Origin of the sequence: Streptomyces sp. AM8-1-1, assembly GCF_032229325.1 — a bacterium.
Classification (GTDB): domain Bacteria; phylum Actinomycetota; class Actinomycetes; order Streptomycetales; family Streptomycetaceae; genus Streptomyces; species Streptomyces achmelvichensis.
On the sequence record NZ_CP135086.1, the window covers coordinates 7,977,870 to 7,999,499 of the forward strand.

General features: G+C 69.3%; 19 protein-coding genes. 12 read left to right on the forward strand and 7 right to left on the reverse strand.

The window, feature by feature from the left end; translation table 11 throughout:
• Positions 1-46 precede the first annotated feature (46 nt).
• A complete protein-coding gene (locus RPQ07_RS35510) occupies positions 47-745 on the reverse strand; it encodes a two-component system response regulator (RefSeq protein ID WP_313948377.1) in 699 nt (232 codons plus the stop codon).
• Positions 742-4,995 (reverse strand): HAMP domain-containing protein, encoded by a 4,254-nt coding sequence (locus RPQ07_RS35515; protein ID WP_313948378.1) that lies wholly within the window; start codon positions 4,993-4,995, stop codon positions 742-744. The genes RPQ07_RS35510 and RPQ07_RS35515 overlap by 4 nt, the downstream gene beginning before the upstream one ends.
• Before the next feature lie 89 nt (positions 4,996-5,084).
• Between RPQ07_RS35515 and RPQ07_RS35520 the strand changes: the two genes are divergently transcribed.
• From RPQ07_RS35520 to RPQ07_RS35560, 9 genes are all read left to right on the forward strand, one after another.
• Positions 5,085-7,004 carry a SpoIIE family protein phosphatase gene (locus RPQ07_RS35520; RefSeq protein ID WP_313948379.1) on the forward strand — a complete coding sequence of 640 codons (1,920 nt, stop codon included), beginning with the start codon at positions 5,085-5,087 and terminating at the stop codon, positions 7,002-7,004.
• Between the two features lie 480 nt (positions 7,005-7,484).
• Positions 7,485-8,336 carry an STAS domain-containing protein gene (locus RPQ07_RS35525; RefSeq protein WP_313948380.1) on the forward strand — a complete coding sequence of 284 codons (852 nt, stop codon included), beginning with the start codon at positions 7,485-7,487 and terminating at the stop codon, positions 8,334-8,336.
• A complete protein-coding gene (locus tag RPQ07_RS35530) occupies positions 8,333-8,707 on the forward strand; it encodes an STAS domain-containing protein (protein WP_313948381.1) in 375 nt (124 codons plus the stop codon). The genes RPQ07_RS35525 and RPQ07_RS35530 overlap by 4 nt, the downstream gene beginning before the upstream one ends.
• Entirely contained in the window at positions 8,704-9,132 is a 429-nt protein-coding gene (locus RPQ07_RS35535; protein ID WP_313948382.1) for an ATP-binding protein, read from the forward strand. Before RPQ07_RS35530 ends, RPQ07_RS35535 begins: the two co-directional genes overlap by 4 nt.
• Complete coding sequence (locus RPQ07_RS35540) at positions 9,129-10,253, forward strand: ATP-binding SpoIIE family protein phosphatase (RefSeq protein ID WP_313948383.1); 1,125 nt, start codon at positions 9,129-9,131, stop codon at positions 10,251-10,253. The genes RPQ07_RS35535 and RPQ07_RS35540 overlap by 4 nt, the downstream gene beginning before the upstream one ends.
• Positions 10,247-11,659 carry a sensor histidine kinase gene (locus RPQ07_RS35545; RefSeq protein ID WP_313948384.1) on the forward strand — a complete coding sequence of 471 codons (1,413 nt, stop codon included), beginning with the start codon at positions 10,247-10,249 and terminating at the stop codon, positions 11,657-11,659. Before RPQ07_RS35540 ends, RPQ07_RS35545 begins: the two co-directional genes overlap by 7 nt.
• A complete protein-coding gene (locus RPQ07_RS35550; protein WP_313948385.1) occupies positions 11,656-13,260 on the forward strand; it encodes a SpoIIE family protein phosphatase in 1,605 nt (534 codons plus the stop codon). Before RPQ07_RS35545 ends, RPQ07_RS35550 begins: the two co-directional genes overlap by 4 nt.
• 278 nt (positions 13,261-13,538) lie before the next feature.
• Complete coding sequence (locus RPQ07_RS35555; RefSeq protein WP_313948386.1) at positions 13,539-13,886, forward strand: PRC-barrel domain-containing protein; 348 nt, start codon at positions 13,539-13,541, stop codon at positions 13,884-13,886.
• 156 nt (positions 13,887-14,042) lie between these two features.
• Positions 14,043-14,585 carry an MmcQ/YjbR family DNA-binding protein gene (locus tag RPQ07_RS35560; protein WP_313948387.1) on the forward strand — a complete coding sequence of 181 codons (543 nt, stop codon included), beginning with the start codon at positions 14,043-14,045 and terminating at the stop codon, positions 14,583-14,585.
• A 137-nt stretch (positions 14,586-14,722) separates the two neighbouring features.
• On the opposite strand, the gene RPQ07_RS35565 is transcribed toward RPQ07_RS35560, so the two are convergent.
• The 5 genes from RPQ07_RS35565 to RPQ07_RS35585 are packed head-to-tail and all read right to left on the reverse strand — an operon-like array spanning position 14,723 to position 18,813.
• Positions 14,723-15,298, reverse strand: coding sequence for a hypothetical protein (locus RPQ07_RS35565; protein WP_313948388.1), 576 nt, complete (start codon positions 15,296-15,298; stop codon positions 14,723-14,725).
• Positions 15,295-16,674 carry a hypothetical protein gene (locus RPQ07_RS35570; protein WP_313948389.1) on the reverse strand — a complete coding sequence of 460 codons (1,380 nt, stop codon included), beginning with the start codon at positions 16,672-16,674 and terminating at the stop codon, positions 15,295-15,297. Before RPQ07_RS35570 ends, RPQ07_RS35565 begins: the two co-directional genes overlap by 4 nt.
• Positions 16,671-17,480 (reverse strand): ABC transporter ATP-binding protein, encoded by an 810-nt coding sequence (locus tag RPQ07_RS35575; protein ID WP_313948390.1) that lies wholly within the window; start codon positions 17,478-17,480, stop codon positions 16,671-16,673. The genes RPQ07_RS35570 and RPQ07_RS35575 overlap by 4 nt, the downstream gene beginning before the upstream one ends.
• A gap of 20 nt (positions 17,481-17,500) precedes the next feature.
• A complete protein-coding gene (locus RPQ07_RS35580; RefSeq protein ID WP_313948391.1) occupies positions 17,501-18,313 on the reverse strand; it encodes a zf-HC2 domain-containing protein in 813 nt (270 codons plus the stop codon).
• Complete coding sequence (locus tag RPQ07_RS35585; RefSeq protein WP_313949130.1) at positions 18,310-18,813, reverse strand: RNA polymerase sigma factor; 504 nt, start codon at positions 18,811-18,813, stop codon at positions 18,310-18,312. Before RPQ07_RS35585 ends, RPQ07_RS35580 begins: the two co-directional genes overlap by 4 nt.
• A gap of 401 nt (positions 18,814-19,214) precedes the next feature.
• On the opposite strand from RPQ07_RS35585, the gene RPQ07_RS35590 reads away from it, so the two are divergent.
• The 3 genes from RPQ07_RS35590 (at position 19,215) to RPQ07_RS35600 (ending at position 21,629) form a co-directional block, all read left to right on the forward strand.
• A complete protein-coding gene (locus tag RPQ07_RS35590; protein ID WP_313948392.1) occupies positions 19,215-20,444 on the forward strand; it encodes a serine hydrolase domain-containing protein in 1,230 nt (409 codons plus the stop codon).
• Between the two features lie 37 nt (positions 20,445-20,481).
• Positions 20,482-20,976: a hypothetical protein gene (locus RPQ07_RS35595; protein WP_313949131.1), complete on the forward strand. Its 495-nt coding sequence runs from the start codon at positions 20,482-20,484 to the stop codon at positions 20,974-20,976.
• 305 nt (positions 20,977-21,281) lie between these two features.
• Positions 21,282-21,629, forward strand: coding sequence for a YciI family protein (locus RPQ07_RS35600; protein WP_313948393.1), 348 nt, complete (start codon positions 21,282-21,284; stop codon positions 21,627-21,629).
• Position 21,630 lies beyond the last annotated feature (1 nt).

Below are 21,630 nucleotides of genomic sequence, written 5' to 3' on the forward strand. Positions count from 1 at the left end.
GAACCTCTCGGGGCGCACGGATCAGGTGAGGCCCGAGGAACGGAGATCACTCCGGTCCCAGACGCAGCCCGCCGACGGCTCGTTCGAGTTCCGCGACGCGATCAGCGAGGGCGCTGGCATCCATGTCGCCGGCTTCGCGCAACAGGAGCTCGATCTGCGTCAGTTGTTCGCCGATGTCCGCCAGCCTGTCCTCCGTCCGTGCAGTTGCGGCAGGCGGTGGTGGCATGTTCTGTTCCCGGCGTTCGGCGGTGCGTTCGGCCGGCTCCGTACGGCCCCTGAGGGCAGTGACGGTTTTGGCCTCGGCGAAGAGATGCCGCAACTGCTCCGCCTGGGCGGCCAATTGGCGGTTCTTCCGAAACAGGTCGAGGAAAACGCAGATCTTGGTACGCAGCAGCCACGGGTCGAAAGGCTTCGTGAGGAAGTCCGCCGCGCCGACCGAGTACCCGCGGTAGGCGTAGTCCGTCTCGACCTCGGTTCCGGTCAGGAGGATGATCGGCACATCTTTGGTCTGGTCCAGGCGCTTGATGTTCGCGGCGGTCTCGAAGCCGTCCATGCCGGGCATCAGGACGTCGAGCAGCACCACGGCGAACTCCTGCCGCAGCATGGCCTTGAGGGCTTCCTCGCCGGAGTGTGCGCGCACCAGCTCCTGATGGAGCGGCCCGAGCAGGGCTTCGAGCGCGACCAGGTTCGCCTCGATGTCGTCGACGATGAGGATGCTGCACTTCTCGGGCGTGTGTGTGGTCATGGCCTCTGCCTCGACGTGTCCTCGTCGGCGACGTCCGGCGCCTGCACGGGCCGCGGCCCGGCCGGGCGGCCCTGCGGGTCGAGCAGATCGCAGGCCACGGACAGCAGGTGGTCCACGTCCACGGGTTTCGGAATGTACTCCGAGGCGCCCGCTTCGAGCGCCTTCTCCCGGTCGCCCGGCATGGCCTTCGCGGTCAGTGCGATGATCGGCAGGTCGGCGAGGTGGGGCGAATCCCGCACAGCAGCGATCGTCTCGTACCCGTCCATCTCGGGCATCATGATGTCCATCAGGACCAGCGAGATGGCAGGAACACGGTCCAGCATCTCGAGACCTTCGCGTCCGTTCTCGGCGTACTTGACGGTGATGCCCACGCGGCCCAGCACATGCATGAGCGCGAAGACCGCACGGATGTCGTCGTCCACCATGAGAATCGTGCGCCCGCCCAGCACCCTGCTCGGCCGACCGGTGATCCACTCCTTGAGCCGCGTTGTCTCCGGCCAGCCCGAGGTGTCCCTGCCGGTAGCCGCTGCCGCCACGTCGGCGGGGAGTTCAGGGGCGCTCGTCGGCCGGGGCGCCGGGGGAGCGGCAAGCGGACCCGCCGGCAGCAGGGGGACCGGCGACGGTGTGGTCTCCGCCTTCGGGCCCGCTGGGATCGACGGGGTTTCGGTGATGGGCTCAGCCGCCTGGGTGTGGTGCGCGGGCACGTAGAGCGTGAACCGGGAGCCGACGCCGGGTTCGCTGTCGGCGACGATCCGGCCTCCCAGCATGCTGGCGATCTCCCGGCTGATGGAGAGCCCCAGTCCGGTGCCGCCGTACTTGCGGCTGGTGGTGCCGTCGGTCTGCTGGAACGCCTCGAAGATGACGCCCAGCTTCTCCTCCGGGATTCCGATGCCGGTGTCCTCGACCGAGAACGCGAGGATCGGCTCGCTCGCCGGCGTCACCGGCCGCTCGATCTCCTGGTCCGCCGCGCGCTCGACCCGTAGCACCACGCTGCCCGACGAGGTGAACTTCACCGCGTTCGACAGCAGGTTCCGAAGGATCTGCTGGAGCCGCTGCTCGTCGGAGTACAGCTCGCTGGGCACGCCCTCCCCGACCGTGACGTCGAAGGACAGTCCGCGCTCACTCGCGAGGGGCCGGAACATGGCATGCATGTAGTTGAGCAGCTTGGACAGTGGCAGCTTCCTCGGATGGACGTCCATCCGGCCCGCTTCGATCTTCGACAGATCCAGGATGTCGTTGATGAGCTGGAGCAGGTCCGATCCCGACCGGTGAATGGTCGCCGCGAAGTCCACCTCCTGTTCGGCGAGGTTCCCGTCCGGATTGTCGGCAAGCAGCCGGGCCAGTATCAGCAGCGAGTTGAGCGGCGTGCGCAGTTCGTGCGACATGTTGGCCAGGAACTCGGACTTGTACTGGGACGAGCTGGCCAGCAGGGCGGCCTTGTCCTCCAGTTCCGCGTTGGAGCGCCGCAGTTCCGCGGTGAGCCGCTGGGACTCGGAGAGCAGGGCCTCGGTGCGTGCGTTGGAGAGAATCGTGTTGATCGAGACGCCGATGGTGTTCACGAACTGGTCGATGAAGGCCAGGTGGACCTCGTTGAACCTGCTGAACGAGGCGAGTTCGATGACACCGAGCACCTTGTCCTCGAACAGGATGGGGAGGATGACGATGCTGGTCGGCGGTGCCGAGCCGAGCCCGGACTCGATGCTGATGTACCCGGCCGGAACCGCATCGACGAGAATGCGCTTCTTCTCCAGCGCAGCCTGGGCGATCAGCCCTCGAACCGGCTTGCTGGTGTTGTTGAGCGGGCTGTCGTCCGGGCCCTCGGCGCAGCCGTAGCCGGCGATGAATTGCAGGCCCCGGCCGGGTTCGGCACCGGCCTCCGCCATGAAGAACGCTCCGAACTGCGCGTTGACCAGCGGGGTGAGCTCACGCAGGATCAGGTCGGCGACCTCCATCAGGTCGCGGTGGCCTTGCATCAGGCCGGCGATACGGGTGAGGTTCGACTCGAGCCAGTCCTTGGCCCGGGTGGTCTCGCGGAGGGTGGAGACCATGAGATTGACGTTGTTCTTCAGCTCGTTGACCTCGCCTCTGGCCTCGACGGCGATAGAGCCGGTCAGGTCGCCCTGGGCCACGGAGCTCGCGACTTCGGCGATCGCGCGCACCTGGGTGGTCAGGTTGAGGGCGAGTTCGTTGACGCTCGTGGTCAGCCGCTTCCAGGTGCCGTAAACGCCCTCGACCCGTGCCTGGCCGCCCAGTTGCCCCTCACTGCCGACTTCGCGGGCCACGCGCGTGACCTCGGCGGAGAACGAGGACAGCGTGTCGACCATGGTGTTGATGGTCGTCTTGAGTTCGAGGATCTCACCGCGTGCGTCGACGTCGATCTTCTTCGACAGGTCGCCCTGGGCGACGGCGGTGGCGACCTGGGCGATATTGCGGACCTGGGAGGTGAGGTTGTCGGCCATGAAGTTGACGTTGTCGGTGAGGTCCTTCCAGACGCCGGAGACGCCACCCACCTGGGCGCGTCCGCCGAGTTGTCCGTCCGTGCCGACTTCGCGGGCCACGCGCGTCACCTCGTCGGCGAACGCCCGCAGCTGGTCGACCATCGTGTTGACGGTGTCCTTGAGTTCGAGGATCTCGCCACGTGCGTCCACGGTGATCTTCTTCGAGAGATCCCCGTCGGCCACGGCAGTGGTGACCTGGGCGATGTTGCGGACCTGGCTGGTGAGGTTGGACGCCATGAAGTTGACGTTGTCCGTGAGGTCCTTCCAGACGCCGGAGACGTCCCGGACGTGTGCCTGGCCGCCGAGTTGTCCCTCGGTGCCGACCTCGCGGGCCACGCGTGTCACCTCGTCGGCGAACGCGGACAGCTGGTCGACCATCGTGTTGATCGTCGACTTCAGTTCGAGGATTTCGCCCTTCGCCTCCACGGTGATCGTCTTGCCGAGATCGCCGGTGGCGACGGCGGTGGCGACCTGGGCGATGTTGCGGACCTGGGAGGTGAGGTTGTCGGCCATGAAGTTGACGTTGTCGGTGAGGTCCTTCCAGACGCCGGAGACGCCGCGGACCTGGGCGCGTCCGCCGAGTTGACCTTCGGTGCCGACTTCGCGGGCCACGCGCGTCACTTCGTCGGCGAACGCGGACAGCTGGTCGACCATCGTGTTGATCGTCGACTTCAGTTCGAGGATTTCGCCCTTCGCGTTCACGGTGATCTTCTGGCTCAGGTCGCCGGTGGCGACGGCGGTGGTGACCTGGGCGATGTTGCGGACCTGGCTGGTGAGGTTGGACGCCATGAAGTTGACGTTGTCGGTGAGGTCCCGCCAGACACCGGAGACATCCCCGACGTGTGCCTGGCCGCCGAGTTGTCCCTCGGTGCCGACCTCGCGGGCCACCCGTGTCACTTCGTCGGCGAACGCCCGCAGCTGGTCGACCATCGTGTTCACCGTGAGCTTGAGTTCCAGCACCTCACCGGTGGCCTCCACCGTCACATGCTGGGTGAGGTCGCCTCGTGCGACCGCTGTCGTGACGACGGCGATGTCCCGGACCTGCGACGTCAGACGGGACGCCATCGTGTTGACCGCCTCGATCACCAGGCGCCAGTCGCCGGTCAGGCCCCGGACGTGGGCGCGCCCGCCCAGCCGCCCCTCGGTGCCGACCTCGCGGGCCACCCGTGTCACTTCGCCGGTGAACAGCGACAGCTGGTCGACTGTGCGGTTCACGCAGAGCGCCAGTCGCCGTAGATCGCCCCGGAGCTGCCGGCTGCCGTCGTGCAGGTCGATGCGCTGCGTCAGCTCCCCGTCCGCCACCGCGTCCAGTACGCGGGTGGCGTTCGACATCGGAGCCACCAGGGCTTCGAGCAGCGTGTTCGCCGAGTCCACGCCGGTCACCCACGAACCCTGCCCGGGGCTCGCCGAGAGCCGTTCGTCCAGCCTGCCGTGCCGTACGACCTCGCGGCGGACCCGTTGCAGTTCGCCGATCAGATGCTCGTTGCGTACGGCGATCTGATTGAACATGCCGGCGATCTCCGTCAGGATCCCCTCCTCCGCTCTGTCCACGCGGGCGGTGAAGTCTCCGTCGCGCAGTGATTGCAGAGCGGTGAGCAGCGGGCGCAAGTCGCTGCTGCGGACCCATGCGGGGTCCGGCGATGCGGGGGACGGTGCGTGTTGCGTGGGCTCGGCCGGACGTGAGGGGCCCGCAGACGCGCTCGGGTCAGTGGCCGCGGACGAGGGGTCGGCAGAATCCGGGTCGAGCGCCATGGCAGTCCACCCCTATCGCCTATATGGGGATATACGTCACACTATAAGTGTTTGGTGGAGAACCTGAAGCAAGATCTCTGAGGACCTGAATGGCCACTCTGTCTCGTCGGTCGGCTCTTCCCCCTGGCTCGGTTCTGATCTCGCCCCCTGACAGGTACCTGTCGCGGACGACGCTCCAGGCCAACCAGCGGGCGGCCTCCGAGGCGCGCGCGTTCGTGCGCGCGACCCTCGCCGAGCAGGCCGGGGCGATCGTGGCCGGGTCGAAGGTGACCACAGAGGAGTTCGAAGAGATCAGCGGGAATGCCGAGCTCCTGGTCAGCGAGCTGACGACCAATGCCGTCATGCACGCCGGTACGGACATCCACATCACCTGCTCGTCGGAACGGGGCCGGAGTCGTTCGCGCACACAGGCGGAGTCCGGTCCCGCGGCACTCGCGGAGGATGCGGACGCACCCGTCGCCGTGATCATCGAGGTTGCCGACCACCACCCCACCCGGGCGCTGCGCGTCCACGAGGACATGCCCGGTCGCCAGTGCCTCGGGCTGCGGATCGTGGGCGCTCTGGCCACGTCATGGGGGGTGACCTACGACCACGACCAGAAGTCGGTGTGGTTCCGCCTGGACGTCTCAGGACCCGAGCGGCGGCCCCCCGAGCCCGCGGCATCGCCGCGGGGTGTCCCGCGGGCCTCCGTGGCGTCGTCGACAGCGCCCGGCGCCGGTGACGGCCTCATCGCGGAGTGGCCCGGCCAGGCGGGTCCGACCTTCCTCGCCGAGGGCAGCGAGCTTCTCGCGGGCCAGCTCGACGAGGATCTCGTCGCCGCACTCGCGGGACAACTGCTGGTGCCCCGGCTTGCCGACTGGTGCGGAGTATGGCTGGCCGAGGACGGCGGCGGTATGCGGCTGTCCCAGGTCTGGCACGCCGAGGAATGGCGCATCGACGCGCTGCGGCAGGAGCTGGCGAGAGAAGCGCCGCCCGGCATTCTCAGTACGGCCAGCATCCCCTGGCCATGGCCGCAGGCCGCCGGGGACGCCGGCAGCCGGGGCTCGGCACTGGCGTTCCCCCTGGTTGCCGGCGGCGACTGCCAGGGCGTGCTCCTCCTGGGCAGGTCCGGGCAGCTCCGTATGACCGACAGCCTGGAGAACGTGGTGCAGGACGTGGTGCGGCGGATCGCGCAGTCATTGATCACCGCCCGCCGGTACACCCGGCAGAAGACGATCAGCCGGGCTCTCCAGCGCAATCAGCTGCCGGAATTCCTGGCCACCATCCCGGGCGTCGACACGGCGATCGTCTACGAGCCGCACGGTGAGGGGCAGACCGTCGGCGGCGACTTCTACGACCTGTTCCCGCTGAGGGAGCGCTGTTGGGGCTTCCTGCTCGGCGACGTGCAGGGCAAGGACCCGGAGGCGATGTCGGTCACCGGCCTCGCCCGTTACCTGGTCAGACTGCTGGCGCGCGAGGGCCACGGCGTCGAGTCGGTGCTGCGAAGGCTGAACGCCGCCTTGGCGGAAGAGAGCGAAGATGCCGTGGCGAACGGCGGCGAACGTGCCCGACCGCGGTTCTTCAGCATGCTGTACGGAGAGCTGCAGCTCGGCGTCGGCACCGCCGGGCCCCGCTGCACGATCGCGAGCGCCGGGCATCCGTTGCCCCTGCGCCTGCTGACCGACGGCTCGGTGGTGGCAGCGGCGGAACCTCAGATGCTGCTCGGTATCGACACCGGCGCGGACTTCGAAGCCCGCTCCTTCAGCCTCGCCCCCGGAGAGACGCTGTTGTGCGTGACCGACGGTGTCACGGAGCGGCGAAGCGGTCAGCGGCAGCTGGACGACCGGGACGGCCTGTCGGCGGTGCTCCGCGAATGCACCGGGCTGGGCGCGAAGGCCGTGGCCGAGCACATCCGCCGGACGGTGCACGGTTTCGGTCCCGGTCCTGTCGAGGACGACCTCTCGGTGCTGGTGCTGCAGGCCCTGCCCGTCGCGGGTGCGCTCGCCGGGGAGCGCCGCCCGGCTCGCTGAGCGGCCGCAGGGTTCTGCACCATGGCCGCCCCGTGGGTGGCCTTCCTCATGCGGTTGTCCTCTCGTCACCTCGGGAGCATGCGCCAGAGCAGCCCGTCCAGGTGGAGGGGGTGGCCTTTCCGGCAGCCTCGATCCACGGCAGTTGAGCTGTCATGCGCTGCGCGGGCGCCTCGACACCGCCGGCGGTCCGCGCGGATACCCGGGTCAGTTGCGGGGAATCTGTCACCGATTCACCTTGAGACCGGGGTCCCCTGGTCACCGGATTCCCGTGCATCTCCACTCCGCCCCCTGCCGGGTGACCAGCTCCAACTCCCGCCAGGGGCACACCCCGGCGCCCGGGCGTCGGCCCGGGGCGGCGGCCGGCGTGGAGCAAGGCCATGGTCAAGGTCTGGGCTGCGGGTCCGGACAGGTCCAGATATGCCGTACTCTTCGAGAAGATTTGTCAGATAGCAATTTTTTAGCTTGCAAGGGGTTGCCGGAATGGCACAGCAGGAGAGCAGAAACGAGCTGGTCGGCCTGCTGGAGGCTGATGGCGAGGCGCTCGCGGAAGAGTGGATCGGCATCGTCGTCGCCTCGCTGGCCGGCCGCATCAGCCGTGCCGAGATCGCGCGCGAACTGAGGGAGCTCTACTCGGCGCTCCTGGAAGCCATCCGGTCCGGCGCCCACGACGCATCAGCCGAGGGCATGTCGGAAGTGCGCGCTCTGCTCACCGAGTTGTCCCGCAACCGCGCGCGGCAGGGTTCCACGCCGAGCGAGACGGCGATCAGCGTGCTGGCGCTGAAGCGCGTCCTGGAGCCGGCACTGAAGGAAGGCGGCGCCGAGCGGACCCAGGCGTACCTTCAGCTGAGCCGAGTGCTGGACGACCTCTCGCTGTTCACCATCGAGACCTACACCCGCACGCGCGAGGACATCATCAGCGCGCAGGCGGATCAGCTGATGGAGCTGTCCACTCCGGTCGTCAAACTGTGGGACGGCGTCATCGCGGTTCCGCTCGTCGGGACGCTGGACTCCGCCCGTACCCAGGTGGTGATGGAGAAGCTGCTGCAGGCGCTGGTCGACACCGGCTCGGAGCAGGCCATCATCGACATCACCGGAGTCCCGGCCGTCGACACACAGGTCGCCCAGCACCTCCTGAAGACCATCGTCGCGGCCCGTCTCATGGGAGCCGAGTGCACCGTCTCCGGTGTGCGGCCGCAGATAGCCCAGACCATCGTCGCGCTGGGCATCGAGTTCGGTGACATCGTCACCAAGGCCACGCTCTCGGACGCCCTCCAGCTCGCGCTGCGGAAGTCCGGCGTAGACCTGGTTGCTCACCAGGGCGTACGGCGATGACCGAACGCGTACCGGTCCTGCGGATCGGCGACATCCTCCTCGTGTCCATCCAGGTGGACCTCGAGGACGAGACGGTCATGAACCTGCAGGAGGACCTGGCCGAGCAGATCGTCGCGCGGTCCGCGCGCGGCGTCGTCATCGACATCACGGCCGTCGAGATCGTCGACTCCTTCGTCGGCCGGATGCTTGCCACGATCGCGTCGATCTCACGCCTCCTCGACGCGGATACCGTTGTCGTCGGGATGCGCCCGGCCGTGGCCATCACGCTCGTGGAACTCGGACTGTCCCTGGGTGGAGTGCGGACCGCGCTCGATCTCGAGAAGGGCCTTGCCCTGCTGCAGCGGTCCATCAGCCGCACGGATCTGCGATGACCCCCCTCCCGCCGTGGGCAGCCAGCGGCGGGCAGCAGAGTCATCCGATAGCCCAGAACGGTGATGTGGTCCGGACCCGTCAGCTGGTCCGCACACTCGCCCAACAGTCCAAGTTGTCTCTCGTCGATCAGACGAAGCTCATCACCGCCGCAAGTGAACTGGCCCGCAACACCATGGTTTACGGGGGCGGCGGCGAACTGCAGGCGGGGCTGGTGCAACGGGACGATCGCATCGGGGTCGCGGCCGTCTTCCAGGACTCCGGTCCCGGCATCGCGGACGTCGACCTCGCGCTCACCGACGGCTGGACCTCCGGAGGGGGCCTCGGCCTCGGTCTGAGCGGGGCCCGCAGGCTCGTCGACGAGTTCTACCTCGACACCGAGGCAGGACGCGGCACCACCGTCACGATCATCAAGTGGGCGCGATGACGGACCTCGCACTGGTCGACTGCGAGGACATCGCCTGGTTCCGCCACGATCCCACCCTGCCCTCCGCGGCCCGGGGAGCGGCGGCGACGCTGGCCCGCAGGGTGGGACTCGACCCGCAGCGGGCATCGGAAGTCGCCCTCGCGGTGACCGAAGCAGCGACGAATCTGCACCAGCACACCAGTGACGGTGCCTTGCTCCTGCGTGTCCTGCGCGCCGGAGCCGAGGCCGGTGTGGAATTCCTGACCGTGGACACCGGCCCCGGCATGGCCGACGTGACCGCGGCGCTCAAGGACGGGGCCTCCACCGCCGGAACCCTCGGTATCGGGCTCGGCGCCGTCGCCCGGCTCGCCGACCGTTTCGACATCCACTCCCTGCCCGGCAAGGGCACCGTCGTCTCCGCGCAGTTCTGGGCCCGGGGGAGAGGCAGCATCCTGGCGTCGCCGACAGCGCTTCCGGCCCGCGGCGCCACGGTTGCCTCCGGGATCACCCGGCCGATCAGCGGCGAGACGATCTGCGGCGACGCCTGGTCGGTGCGTGTCGAACCGGGGCCGCACCACGCCGACCTCGGCGACGGACATCGCGGCTCGGCCAGGGAGAAGATCACCTCCGCGTCGACGAGCCCCGCGCTGCTCGTCATGCTGTGCGACGGGCTGGGCCACGGCCCACTCGCCGCACTGGCCGGCGAAGCGGCCGTCAAGGCATTCAGGCAGTCCCGGGCCCGCCGGCCCGAAGAGCTGCTCGGCGATGTGCACAAGGCGCTGCGCGGTACCCGCGGCGGCGCTGTGGCCATCGCCCGTGTGGAGCCGGCGGAGCGCCGTCTGCTGTACTGCGGAATCGGCAACGTCAGCGGCTTCCTCGTCGGACCCGACAGGCGTACCGGCCTGCTGTCCGCCCCGGGCATCGTGGGCCACCAGATGCGCAGCCTGCGCACCTTCGAATACCCGCTCCCGGAAGACGGTGCACTGGTCATGCACTCCGACGGGCTCAGCGAACGCTGGAGTCCGTCGGACATGCCGGGTCTGCTCCAGCACACACCCGCGGTGATGGCCGGGCAGTTGCTGCGCGAAGCGGCCGTACGACGCGACGACGCCGGGATCGTGGTCGTCAAGGGGGCATGGTGACGTCGCCGGAACCCGCGAACCAGCCCCTGACGGTGCTGGATCTCGCGACAGAGCAGGACGTCTTCGCCCTGCGCCGCAGTGCCCGGAGTGCCGCCGAGGCGCTGGGCCTGGAGCGTCAGGACCAGGTACGCCTGGCGACAGCTCTCAGCGAGCTGGGCCGCGACCGCATCGGATGCGACCGGCTCACCGCGACGTTCACCCTGCGCACCGAGCCGCACCACGCGCTCGTCGTCACCTTCGAATGGACCGGGGACACGGCGCCCACCGCTGAATCGCTGGCTCTGGCTTCCCGACTGGTGCACCGTGCGCGCTACGAGCACGACGGCCTGCGGAACACCATCACCGTCGAGCAGCCCGTACCGATGGATGGTGCCGTTGATCCTGCCGCGTACCGCACGGTGCGCGACGCGCTGCGCCGCCACACCTCCGCCACCCTCACCGACGACCTGCGCTCCCAGACCCGCGACCTGATCGCCACTTTGGAGGAGACCCGCGCCCAGCGCGAGGAACTGCGCCGCCTCAACGAGGAACTGGAAGAGACCAACCAGGGCGTGCTCGCGCTCTACACCGAGCTGTCGAGGGAGCTCGAGCAGACCAACAGCGGTGTCGTCGCTCTGCACACGGAACTCGATGAAAAATCCCGTCAGCTGCGCGAGAGCAGCGAGGCCAAGGTCCGTCTGTGGAACACCGTCAGCCACGAACTGCGGTCTCCCGTCAACGCCGTCGTCGCTCTTTCGCGGCTGCTGACCGCCCCCGGATCCGCACCGCTCGACATCGAACAGCGCCGGCAGATCTCCCTCATCGCCTCCTCGGGTCACACTCTCCTGGCCCTGGTCAACGACCTTCTCGACGTCGCGCAGGCCGAGTCGGGGCAGCTCGGCATCAGCTGGACAGACGTCGATCTCCGTATGCTCATCGCGCAGCTCACCGGTGTGCTGCGCAGTACCTACCTGTCACCGGACGTGAGTCTTCTGACGCCCGACCCTCTCACGCTGCCCCGTGTCATCACCGATGAAGTCCTCCTGACCCGGATCCTGCGCAACCTGCTGTCCAACGCACTGAAGTTCACGGAGAAGGGCGAAGTGCGCCTGACCGTCACCCAGGACGGCATGGGCGTGGACGCCCGGACCACCTTCACCGTCAGTGACACCGGCGTGGGAATACCCGAACACGAACTCAGCCGTGTTTTCGAGGAGTTCTACCAGGTCCCCGGACCCCACCAACGAGAACACCGGGGATCGGGTCTCGGACTGCCCTACGCACGCACCCTCACGGAACTCCTGGGCGGTTCGCTCACCCTCACGAGCCTTCCGGGCACCGGTACCCGGATCCGGGTGACACTGCCGCCCGGACCGACGCCCACCCCCTCGACCCCGGCCAGTGAGAAACAGGAGGCCGACTCGTGACCGAGGCCCTGCTGCGGGACAGCGTCCCCGCCCTCATCCTGGTGATCGACGACGACGCGACCAACCGCTACATCCTCTCCTCCTGGCTCACCCGCGCCGGCCACACCGTCCTGGAGGCGAGCGACGGAGCCGAAGGCCTGGCCGTGCTGGCCACCGCCGGGGCTCTGCCGGAAGCGGCCATCATCGATGTGCGCCTGCCGGACATGAGCGGCTTCGAGGCCTGCGAACGGATCAAACGCAACCCGAGGACCGCCGGGATGCCGGTCATCCACATCTCGGCCTCGTTCATCACCCCGGACGACCACACCGAGGGCCTGCAACGTGGCGCGGACGCCTACCTCGATCAGCCCGTCGACCCCGACGAACTACTGGCGACCGTCACTGCGGCCCTGCGCTACACGCGCGCCCGCCGCCGTGCCGAACACCTCGCACGGCAGCTGACCACCCTCAACCGGGCAACACTGGAGGTCTACCGGGCCATCGGCTTCCATTCGTTCGCCGCCGCGGCCGCCAACGGGGCGGCCGACCTCATGGCCGCACCCGCCACGGCGCTGTTCCTCAGCCCCGAAGGCCAGGCGGTCCACACCATGACCGGCGGCCCCAAGAGCATTCCCCGCTCGCTGCCCGTACGCGCCGAACTGCTGGACCAGCTGGCCTCGCACGCACTGGGCACCGGAACGGGAGCCGAAGTCACCCTGGTGCCGCGGGCACAGTGGCAGGCACTCCTGCCCCGCGACCACATCAAGAGCGACATCGTCATGGCCGTGGCCCGCACCAAACGCGGCAGACCCCCGATCTGCATCGCCGTCCCCGATCACACCGCCGGTGGCGACGACGACCGCGAACTGCTCCGCCAGCTGGCCGGCGCCTGCGCCCTCTCCCTCGAAGCGCTGCGCAGTTACAACGAGGAGCACAGTCTCAACCTCGCCCTCCAGAAGACGTTCCTGCCCGACCGGTTGCCGCAGGTCGCGGGTACGAAACTCGCTGTCCGCTACCTTCCCGCCTCCGCCCACGCGGAGATCGGCGGTGACTTCTACGAGGCCCTCAGCTCGCCGCAAGGCCTGCTCCTCGCCATCGGAGACGTGGTCGGACATTCACTGGTCGCAGCGACCGTCATGGGGGAAATCCGCCACGCGCTGCGCGCATACGCACTGGAAGCCCACCCCCCGCACCGCATTCTCGAACGACTCGAAGCACTCCTTGCGCACACCCGCCCCGGTCTGACCGTCACGGTCTGCCTCGTCCTCATCGACAACGACCGGCGCCACGCTCATGTGGCCAACGCGGGGCACATGCCTCCCCTGTTGCTCGGCGACGACGGCCACACCCGGTACCTCCAGCAGCACGGCCCGCTCCTGGGCCTGGGGCTTCCCCACCCGCCGGCCACCACCGTCAGCACCCCGCAGGGCACCCGGATCGTGCTCATCACCGACGGTCTTGTCGAGGTGCGCAGTGAGGACCTCGACAACAGTCTCGAGGCGTTCCGTGTCGCCGCCGGCACCGGACCCGCCGACCTGGACGCCCTGTGTGACGCACTCCTGGAGAACTTCGGCCAGGACAAGGACGACGACATCGCTCTCCTGGCCGCACGCCTGGACTGACGTCGGCCAACGGGCGGGCCAGGTTCATCGTCCGGACGGCATGGGCCTCATTCCTGCTGCCGCAGTGCCGGCGATCGCTCGGTGCCTGCCCACCCGGCTCGCATCAGGCCGTGCGAGCCGATCAGGACGGTGCAGGCGGTGGGGCGGCGCCGGTGGCGCAGGCCGGGGCCCGCGCCACCGTGGTTCCGCCGCGCGAATGCGGGCAGGCGAACCACGGGACGGCAGCCCATCCCCGGTGCTGTTACCGAGTTCAGGCCCGATCAAGGAGTCGTATTTCCATGAGCAACATGTGGGGCTATTCGACAACCGCCGGTCATGCTGAAGGGGTCAGTCTGGTCGGCTACAAGGTCGAAGCGACCGATGGCAGCATCGGCAAGGTGGACAAGCATTCCGACGATGTCGGTTCCGCCTGCCTCGTCGTGGACACCGGCATCTGGATCTTCGGCAAGGACGTCCTGCTTCCGGCCGGCACCATCTCGCGCATCGACCCGGACACCGAGACGGTCCACATCGACCGAAGCAAGGACCAGATCAAGAACGCCCCCGAGTTCGACAAGGACAGGCACCTCACCGACCCGCGCTACCGGGAGCAGCTCGCGGGCTATTACGTCAGCCACCGTCCCTGACCGAGCACTCCCACTGCATGGCCGAAGGGGGCCCGCCGGAGACTCGTCGGCGAGCCCCTGCCGGACTGCGCGGTCCGGTGGGGGGAACGCGTCGAGCCGTTTCCGATCACGGAAGCGACCCCGGCCACCGGTCCCGCTCCATGCGAAGGTGGAGTCGTGACGACTCGTGCCCAGCTCCGCAGGACTGCGCTGTCCCTCCCCGAGACTGCCGAGCAAGCCACCCGCTCGGGCTCGGTCTCCTTCTCCGTGCGCGACAAACCCTTTGCCTCGGTGGACAAGGACAAACGCGTGCAGCTGCACCTCCCCTCGGAGGAGGCGGACGAAGTCCTCGCCGCGCACCCGGCAGCTGTGCGGGCGACCCGCGGCGCCAGCTCCGTCGGCGTACGTGTGGCACTCGAGGACATGGACGGTCAGCAGCTCAACCACTGGGTGCGTCGTGCCTGGCTGTGGCGCGCGCCGAAGCGGCTCGCGGCGCAGATGGCCGCCGCGGACGCCGCGACCGCCGGTGGTGTCGGTGACCTGCCCAAGAGCATCGGAAGACCGGCCACGAGCGCACTCCTCAGCGCCGGTATCACCAGTCTCGACCAGGTCGCGGAGCGAACCGAGGCCGAATTGCTCGCGATGCACGGAGTCGGCCCGAAGGCCGTGCGCCTCCTCGGTGAGGCACTCGGATCAACGGGACGCCGGCTCAGGGGTTGAACCCTCTTCGGGTCTCTCCGGCGAACGCTTGAACTGGCGCCGAATGCCCCAACCGGGCCCCTGGGTACACCGGGTGGCACGACCGCGGAACGGGCAGGTCGTGGAAGACTGCGAGGTTCGCTCAGCGGGGCGCCCGGCTACCGTCTCGGTCCGGCGATCGCGTAGGCCGCGGTGCCGGCGACCGCGAGAACCACGGCCGTCCAGGTGCCCGTCGCCGTACCGGGCGGCAGCAGCATCCAGCTCGCCACTTCCAACGGAGGACTCGTGGGGGAGGGGGCGAAGAGCGAGAACGCCATCCAGCCGATCGGCAGCGTCCACGCCAACTGCGCCCCGCATATTGCCGCTCCGAGGGCGACAAGGCCCATCATCCCTGCGCTGTCGCGGACGATGAACGCGGTAGTGGCCACGTCGTCGCCCATACTCTGCACCGCCAACAGCGCCGCGCAGACGACCGTGCCGATCAGCAGGACGTGCGCTGCCCTGCGGGGCACCCATCGGATGGCTGCCGTCCGGTCGAGCGCAGGGTCCTGTCCTCCGAGTCCCATCGAGGCGGCCGTCGCGCCCGCGGTGAGGCCGAGCACCGACAACTGCGGATCACCGGGGCCCCCGTGGCCGCCCTGTGCGAGGGCCACCACCGTCAGCGCGCTGATCACCACCACGGCGAGCGACGCAGGCACCTGGCGCGAGCGCGCGTACAGCGTCAGCCACCTCACTGGGACACACCGCCGGACAGTTCGGAGAACGCATCACCCTTGCAGGAGAGCGCAGCCGCGTGCATCGCGTTGATCCGCGAGAGCTGTTCGGCACGCGGCAGCGCAGTGAGCTTCTTCCACACGGGTTCGGCGAGTTCGAGCTGGTCCGAAACGGGATGGACCGTACCGCCGAGCGGCTTGAGGCCTCCGAGGACCCAGCCCGCAGCGATGCTCTGTGTGGCGATCTCGTACATCTGGCCACTCTCCCTGTCGCTGCGCGCGTTGCAAATCGGTGCCATGCCCTGGGCAAGCAGGGCCCGGGTCAGGTCCTCTCCCGTCGCGGAGGCGATCATCTTGTCGTCGAAGTCGACGAGCACCGCCGTGCGAGACCGTTCCGGCATGCCGCCCTGCTCCCGTGGGGCGGTGCTCTCACGGATGGAGTCCGGCGCCTGGCTGCCCAAGGTGTCTCGGAGCAGGCGCAGTGTCTTCCGTCCGGGACCTGCGAGGTCGGCGAGTCGTGCCTGGTGCAGTCTCGTCACGCAAACCGGGCCTTCGCACACCATCGCCGCTGCCGCTTCGTCGACGACGTACGTCCGGCGAGGATCGGAAGGGAGGACGAGCAGGGCGATCGCGGCGCCCGCCAGGACGGGGGACGGGGCGAGCAGCCGGGTGCGGGCGGTCGAGGCGACCAGCAGTGCGAAGCCCGTTGCGGCCACGCCGAGCAGCCACACCGTCTGCCCGACGTGTACGGAGGGGGAGAGAGTGAGGAGCACTTCGCGCACCTGCGCCACGGAAGGTGACAGCAGCGAGAGGCGGTTCGGCACGGCGGGCTCCGGCACTGCCGGTTCGTTCGCCGCGCGCAGGACGTTGGTGAAGACAAAGGCACCCACAGCCATCACCGGCGGGGTGAGCGCGGACGGCAGGGCGCGCCCGACCCCCATGCCCAGCAGGGCCCCCGCGGCGAGGGAGAACACTCCCACCAGCGAGATCGGCAGCCATCCGAGGTGCGCGTACTCGGCGTCGGCCAGCACCTGGGCCGCACCCAGGAGCACGACGAACGCGAAGGCCGAGACGGTGGCGAGTGACATCGCGCCCGCCAGGGTGGCGGCGCGGTGCCGGGCGGGCCGCGGCGTGCTGGCCAGCAGTTCGGACATCCTGGACCGGTTCTCACGCAGCCCCTGAAGTGCCCCCAGTCCGACGACGAGCGGCCACAGCAGGACGAGCAGTGAACGGGTCCACATGGCCATGGACGTCCACTGGGCCGTCCACCGAACGGTGCCGCTCCACCACAGGCCGGGAAGCAAGTACAGGAACGCGAGCGTGGCAGTCAGGAGCACCACACCGGCCCACGGGGCGACCGAACGCCTCAACTCGATGCGCAGGACACGGGTGTTCACCAGGCGTTCCTTCCCTGCGCGGGGTTGAGCAGCATCGCCGAGTAGCCGCGTTCCAGCGGACTGTCGCCCACATGCTCGGGGCCGCCGACCGAGGCCAGTTCGTCCGGTGGACCCTGGAAGACCAGCCGTCCCTCGGCGAACAGCACCACGCCGGTGCAGGCGGCGGCGACATCCTCCACCAAGTGGGTGGAGACCACGACGCAGGTGTCCTTGCCCAACTCCTGCAGCAGCTCGCGGAAGCGCAACCGCTGCGTCGGGTCCAGGCCGACGGTCGGTTCGTCCAGGAGCAGGATCGTCGGGTCGTTGACGATGGCCTGGGCGATGCCGACCCGTCGCACCATGCCGCCCGACAGGGCCTTCATCCGGTCGTCGGCGCGGTCCGCCATCCCGACGCGTTCCACGGCACGCTGCACCGCGGCGGGGATGTCGGCCTTGGGCACCTCCTTCAGCCAGGCCATGTACTCGACGAACTCGCGCACGGTGAAACGCTTGTAGTAGCCGAACTCCTGCGGCAGGTAGCCGATCCGGCGGCGCAGCGAACGATGCTCGCCCACGCCGCCCACGGTCTCGCCGAGCATTTCCAGCGTGCCCTCGGTGGGGCGCAGGACTGTGGCCAGTGCCCGGATGAGGGTGGTCTTGCCCGCCCCGTTGGGTCCGAGGAGGCCGTGTACGCCGGTTCCCAGCGACAGGTCGAGCCCGTCGACGGCCATCCGCTTCCTGCCGACTCGGACCTTCAGCCCAGTGGCCCGGATCTCCCAGGCGTAGGCAGTCGGTGCGATCTCGGCCGCGCTCACCGCGCGCATCATGTGGTGTTCCTTTCCGGTGGTCAACGATGCGCTCCCAGTACCGAGTAGGCGCCCCGGCGGGCGACAACGATTCCGATGCCGAGCCCGAGGATCAGTGCCCATACGGGCAGCCCGGCTGTCTGCAGGACGACCGGGGTTCGGCCGGCGGCCAGCGTCGGCGCCACGATCACGGCGGCCCACGCACCGACCAGTGCGACGGCGGCCCGGGTCACGCCGACGATGCCGCCGAGTGCCAGGGTCGCGGAGGTGAAGGCCAGGCAGGGAAGCAGCCACTGAGCGGCCGTCACTCCCGTGAACCATCCACTCACCCACAGGGCGGGGACGACGACGGCGAGCACGGACGCGGTGCGGCGCAGGACGAGATAGAGCCCGGCCCTGGGGACGGACGCCGTCAGTTCGTACGCCGGGTCGAGGCCGTGCGACCACGACGCCGCGACGCCGAGTACGGGCAGGACCGGGGCGAGGAGCAGCACGAACGACACGTCGCCGGGGCCGGAGCCGGCCACGTCGAGCAGGAGCGCGATGAGCGTCACGCTGACAGCCATGGCCAGCCACGGCATCATCGCGGGTGTCACCCACCTCGACAGCCACGCCGGCCTGCGTCGTTGTTGCGGCGCCGCGGCAGCCAGGTGGGGTTCGAGGCCGGACCATACGGTGTCGACCAGCGCCGCGACGGCGGGACCCTCGGCCGTGACAGCGGAGGACAGCCGGTCACGGCACAGTCCGCACGCTTCCAGATGGGCCTCCAGGGCCCACAACTCGTCGGCGGCGATGTCCGTGTCGCCGCGCGCATAACGGTCGATGATCCGCTTCGACGCGTGTTCCCCACTCATGACAGCGCCTCCCGCATCGCGATCCGGGCCCGGCGGGCACGGGTCTTGACCGTCCCCTCGGGCAGTCCGAGCAGGACCGCGGTCTCCCGGACGGACAGTCCGTCGAGCACCATGGCCTGCAGTACTTGTCTGAGCTCCGGCGCGAGGCGTCGCAATGCGTCTCCGACGTCACCTCCGACGGTCGCTGCGAGCGCCTCCTCCTCCGCGGCGGGCGCCAGTGGCTGTGAGGCCGCCGCGGGCGGCGGCTCCGCGTGGTGGGCCCTGCGCCGGAACGCGTCGACGAGGCGGCGTGCCGCGATCGTCCACAGCCATCCGACCGCCGTCCCGCCGGCCACCGTCCCGGCGAACGCGTCCGCCGCCCGCCACACCGCGAGATACGTCTCCTGCATCACCTCGGCGACGATCTGCTCATCCGCGCAACGGCGGCGCAGTCGCACCGCCATCCACGGCGCGGTGCGCCGGTACAGCTCTTCGAACGCGGCACGGTCGCCCTTGGCCACCAGCCGGACGAGACGCTCCTCGTCCAACTCGCCCGATACCTTCCTGACTGATCTCACACCTGCTAGACGCCCGGCACGCACCGCAGGTTTTCTCATCGTCGTGACCCCTGTCACAGCGTGGGTTGGAAGTCTCGGGGGTTGCGACGCGGCGTCGGCGCGGTCCCGGGGGGCAGGGCAGTTGCCGAGCCGGGTGTGCTCGAGGCTGACGTGGTGACACCGACGGATGCGGTACCCGGCCCGGTCGAGCCGGCCGGACGGACCGTGTCCGGGGTCGACGCGGGGTTCGCCCGTCCCGAACTCCCTTGCAGGCCGGCCCTACCCGCGCCCTGGAGGTATCCCACCGCCGTTCCGGAGGCTGCCGCCATGGGCGAGGCCCGCCCGCCCCGGCAGAGTGTGAGGGCATGAAGGCACCAGTGAAGACCTCGCGGGCCCGGCTCACCACCGCCGTTGTGCTCGTTACCGCAGTTGCGTCGACCACTCTCGTGCCGGGTGCCGCGTCCGCCTCCCACCCGGCGTCCACGGAAGACCGCCTGACCTTACGGCAGCTGCAACGCGAGACGGCGCGTGTCCTTGCGGAGGGCCGGTTCGTCGGCATCACGGTGCGGGTGCGCGACGGCGCCCGTACTGTACGGGCCCGAGCGGGTGAGGCCGAGCTGCACACCGGCCGCCCCGTGCCGCGTGGTGTGGCGTTCAGGATCGGCAGCGTGACCAAGACGTTCGTGGCCACCGTGGTGCTGCAACTCGTCGCCGAGGGGCGCCTGTCGTTGGACGACACCGTCGAACGCCGGCTGCCGGGTGTGGTGAGCGGCAATGGCAACGACGGCAGCCGTATCACCGTCAGGAATCTCCTGCAGCACACCAGTGGCCTGCACAACTACGGCCCCGAGGAGGACACCGGCAACACGGCGGCCGACTTCGAGCGGACACGATTCGACCACTGGGACCCCGAGCAGCTGGTCGCCGGCGCGGTGCGCCACCGGCCCGATTTCCCGCCCGCACCGGCCGATGACCCCGAGCCCGACTGGAACTACTCCAATCCCGGCTACCTGCTCGCCGGGATGATCATCGAAAGGGTCACCGGGCGGCCCTGGGCCGTGGAGGTGCGCGACCGCATCATCCTTCCACTCGGCCTCACCGGCACCTATGCCCCCGGCGACGACCCGTATCTGAAGCCCCCTCACGCACACACCTACCACCGGTTCCCGGGCTCGGTCACCTGGACCGACACCACGGCCAGGAACGTCTCCTCGGCGGGCGCGGGCGCTGCCCTCGTCAGCACCGAACGAGACGTGGACCGCTTCTTCACCGCACTGCTCGGCGGGCGCCTGCTGCCTACCGCCCAGCTCGCGGAGATGCGCAGGACCGTGTCCGTCGGCGAGGACTTCGAGGTGGGGTTCCCCGGCCTGCGGTACGGCCTGGGGCTGATGCAGCAGCCGCTGACCTGCGGCGGTGACACCTGGGGCCACGGAGGGGACCTGGAGGGGTTCACGGTGCGCACCGGCTTCACCGCGGACCGGCGCCGCTCTGTGGTCGTCGTCGCCAACGGCACCGGCGGCGACGAGCAGCGGCTCGCGGCCGAACGAGCCGTCCGCGGGCTGGTGGACCGCGCCCTCTGCGGCGGGGTCGGATGAGGCGGCTCAGTCACCCGTACGGCAGAATCACGCCGTGATGTCCATCGGGGTCCTGGCCGAGTTGCGGGCCGGCATGGCAGAGCTGTCCGTGCCCACGAGGGTGTTCGTGGCGGCCGGGCGGTTCACCGAGCCGGATCCCGACCTGCCGGAGCTGGCGGCCCGGATCCGCACGCTGCTGTCGGCGGTCGCGGCGGACGAGGCCTGGCAGCGCTTCCTGCCCGGGTACACCGCGCCTTTCGTGCCTCAGATCTGCGCCTCTCTGGAGCCGGTGGAGACGCACGAGGCCGCCTCGTTCCTGGCTCAGGTTGCGGCGGTCGACCTGGTCTGGCCGAGCCACAGGCACCTGCCCCTCGAGACCGCCGAGCGCGCTGCGGCCCGGGTGGTGGCCACCCTCGGGCCGGAGGGCAGTTGGTGGACCAACCACGATGTCGAGGGTGGTGCGGTGAATAGACTCATCCCATTGTTCGACAGTCTGCTCGCAGGCACCGATGGTGAGTACTTCGCACTGGCCCTGCAGATCGCCGATGACTGAACGCCCGGACGACCTTCAGGACGGGCCGACGCATACTCGGCCGGCCGGCCACCGCGCTCATTCCCCCCTGCGTCGCACCGTGCCTGACGCCCCGTGACACCAGCGGGACTACTCGCTACGTCGGGTTTCTTCGGCGCCGGAGGGGTGAACACCGGGGACGTCAACGGTGGTACACGTGCGTGTTCAGCACGCCGCCAGGCTGTGGGGCGTGTTCCGGAAGTCGGGGCGATTGTCGGTTGTGAAGGGAGGCGTTCGTCGTAGGGTGAGAGGCGGCCGAGTGAGGCCACCGGTCAAGGGAGCCATGTATGACGCGGTACCTGATCTCGTTCGATGACGGCGCGATGACCTTCCCCGAGGAGGAGTTGCCCGAGGTTGCCGAGGCCTCGCACGAGGTGGTGCGCCAGGCTCAGGAGGCCGGTGTGTGGGTCTTCGGCGGTGGACTGGAAAGGCAGCGGGCGAACATCGTGTCGACCGACGGGACCGTTGCGCATGGCCCGTACCCGGAGACCAAGGCGGTGCTCGGCGGGTTCTCGATCATCGATGTGCCCTCACGTGAGGACGCGCTGGAGTGGGCCGCCAAGATCGCTGCCGCGTGCCGCTGTGCGCAAGAGGTCCGGGAGATCATGCCCGACCGTCCGTCTGATCGGAGATGAC